This is a genomic window from Shewanella sp. SG41-4 (assembly GCF_014164505.1).
In the GTDB taxonomy this organism is placed as follows: Bacteria; Pseudomonadota; Gammaproteobacteria; order Enterobacterales; family Shewanellaceae; genus Shewanella.
Window position 1 is genome coordinate 1 of sequence record NZ_JACJFI010000364.1, and the last position, 3120, is coordinate 3120.

Genomic DNA, 3120 nt, shown 5'->3' on the forward strand with positions numbered 1-3120 from the left:
ATGCGAGGCAATTTATGTTAGAGGGAAAGCGAGAAAGAAGTTACCCGCGCTGCTTAAAAGTGAGTAAGAATGGTTATCCTGTCGCAAAAAGGAAAAATGCCGCTCACCTTAAGTGAACGGCATTATGCAATAGCAGGCTTTTTTGTTATTAATCAGCATGGTTGGCTTATCTGAGATTTGCTAATCTGAGATTTAGTTAACTATGATACTGCTCGCATGCGTATAGGGTGTTCTCTAATAAACTTGCTATGGTCATTGGGCCAACTCCACCAGGAACCGGCGTAATAAATGCAGCTTTTTCAGCGGCAACATTAAATTCAACATCACCCACTAAGCTGCCATTCGCCAAACGATTGATACCAACATCAATAACAATCGCTCCCGGTTTTATCCACTCGCCTGGAATAAACCCAGGTTTACCCACCGCGACAACCAATAAATCGGCTTGACGAACTTTTTGTTCTAAGTTTTTAGTAAAACGATGACAGGTTGTCGTTGTGCAACCTGCCAACAATAATTCTAGAGTCATTGGGCGGCCCACAATATTTGATGCTCCAACCACGGTAGCATCGAGGCCATAAGTATCTATACCCGTTGATTTGATTAAGGTCATAATACCCATAGGTGTACAAGAGCGTAGCACTGGAATACGTTGAGCTAAACGGCCTACATTATAGGGATGGAAACCATCAACGTCTTTATCTGGGCGTATACGTTCAATGACCTTTGAATCATCAATATGCTCTGGTAGCGGTAATTGTACTAAAATCCCATCTATACTTGGATTATCATTACACTCATCGATTAACGCTAATAGCTCTGCTTCAGTTGTGCTAGTGTCAAGATCAAAAGATTGAGACTCAAAACCGACTTCCTCACAAGCTTTACGTTTACTGCCGACATAAACTTGAGATGCCGCATCACTGCCCACTAAAATAACCGCAAGTCCTGGCGCGCGAAATCCAGCTTGTCTACGTAGTGTTACTTTTTGTTTTAGTGCGGTGCGAATAGATTGAGCAATGGCTTTACCGTCAATAAGTTGAGCAGTCATGGCTGTTGAGTTTCCTTTGAGTGGCACGGGTGTTGAAGTCGATTGTTTATCGGCGGTTATTCTAGCAGGCGTATTGAACAGTGTCATTTACTAGGCGAGGAAAATACAGTGAATAAACTATTCTCGCTATAATGCTAATCCCGCTTTTTGCTGCTAAATTGGGCATATAGCATTTAGAGGTAAAAAAATCGTTGACGATAGCAAGGTGACTCGTTAATATGCGCTCCGTTCTCAGGACAACATTGTTATTGTTTACGGATAATATATTGTTCTATTACAAGTAAGATTTCGGTGATTAGCGCAGCCCGGTAGCGCATCTCGTTTGGGACGAGAGGGTCAGAGGTTCGAATCCTCTATCACCGACCAATTAAGGTTATTTGCTTTCAAAGTGAATAACAGAACAAGTAAATTGTTCAGCCAGACAGGATACAGCGTCAAGCTGTGACCATGCGCCCGTAGCTCAGTTGGATAGAGCACCCGCCTTCTAAGCGGGTGGTCGCAGGTTCTTATGTCAGGTATTTTTTTAGTGCAACGAAAATTTAGAACTAAACAATTTTTTAGTGCATCGTATAGTATAAAAAAATTACACCCGTAGCTCAGTTGGATAGAGCATCCGCCTTCTAAGGCAGTGTCTTCAAAAAGCACATATTGGGCTCTTATAGGGAAACTTATAAGATGTAAGACGTCAAATTCGGGGAAACCTTACCTATTGGTTGGCAATCCCGAGCCAAGCTTGATTAATTCAGGAAGGTGTAGAGACTAGACGGCGTCTACCTAAAACATGTTAACATGTCATGGTAAAGGGATAGTCCAGCGCACAAAGCCTAAATGGTGGCAGTTAAAGCTGTAGTGTGATGAAGCGGATGGTCGCAGGTTCGAATCCTGCCGGGTGTACCACATAACAAAAAGCTCACCATATGGTGAGCTTTTTTCGTTGCACTGAAAATATATATTGTAATATCTACTCTAAACGGATAGTTTCTTAGTGCGTCGTACAGTGATTGCCTTTTTTAGAGGGATTAACCCGTTATGAATAAGTATTCATCTCTTAATGTAAGAAAGAGTGAAGTTGATATGGGTAACGGGAAAATTAAATTCAAGTTATTCAATCTAATTACAATGAGTTATGTTTTAGAGTATGAATTTTATATAAACTCCTTAGTCGATGCCGGTAGTCCGTACCAAACTGTTTCAGCAAAAGCTCAAGATTTATCAAGGTTTTACGATTTCCTTTTAACAGCTAGTCAAGTATTAGTTGATAAACCTCATACCAATACAATATTATCGCCTCTTGTAAAAATATTTTCAGCTTTCCCTCAATTTCTTGCATTTGGTGTTCATGCACAGGATGACTTATCATCATCAGTTGCGGAAATTTTGTGTAGTCCTCCGTTGAAATCTGCAACAGTAAGGCGTGTTTTATCAACTGTAAAAATATATACAGTCGAATCTGCTCGAATTGAGAGTAGCTTGAGGGCCTTACGCCCAGATAATTTGCTCAATGTGTTTTCAAATGAGGTTTTTGCAAAGCAATTATTAGAAAGACGAAATTTACGATCTTCTGATAGAAATCGACTTGTAGCCCAGTCATTTCTTGCTGGTTGTATTAGTGGTGGTGCTCAAACTACTAGTAGTAGTATTTTCAAAGTCACTAAAATAATTAGTAGAATTGATCTTTCCAATTTCGGTTCTAAATCATTCCCTATAGCTCATACCGTTTCTTTTTGTTCTGGGATTAAATCATTAAGAGATAAATGCTTGTATGCACTATTGTTTGGTGGTGGCTTACGGATGCATGAGGCATTGAAATTAAAGGTTGAAAATATTGATTTTGCAAATGAGACAGTAAGACTATCTAATATAGAGGCAATTGACTTCGTTAAAATGAATTATAAGCATCATCGTAATAAAGGAGTAAATCATTATGAAGTTTTTATGATTGAGCCTTTTAAATCTTTTTTCTTCGATGCAGCTGAAGCATATTGGAAACATGAGAGAGCATCGTACACAAGTGAATTTTTTTTCCTCATGTCCTCTCGTTTTGATAACCAACCAATGTTTACCATGAG

Annotated in this window: 2 protein-coding genes and 1 tRNA gene; 2 read left to right on the top strand and 1 reads right to left on the bottom strand. The window is 39.5% G+C overall.

The features are described from left to right. Positions 1 to 196: 196 nt before the first annotated feature. The gene (gene folD / locus H5202_RS19630) at positions 197 to 1051 is read right to left on the bottom strand and encodes a bifunctional methylenetetrahydrofolate dehydrogenase/methenyltetrahydrofolate cyclohydrolase FolD (RefSeq protein ID WP_182773548.1); all 855 of its coding nucleotides are present in this window, start codon (positions 1049 to 1051) and stop codon (positions 197 to 199) included. Positions 1052 to 1340: 289 nt separating this feature from the next. Here folD and H5202_RS19635 point away from each other — a divergent pair. Next, positions 1341 to 1417: transfer RNA gene (locus H5202_RS19635), tRNA-Pro, on the top strand. A gap of 663 nt (positions 1418 to 2080) precedes the next feature. Next, on the top strand, positions 2081 to 3120 hold a 1040-nt coding region (locus H5202_RS19640; protein WP_182773549.1), incomplete at its 3' end, for a tyrosine-type recombinase/integrase.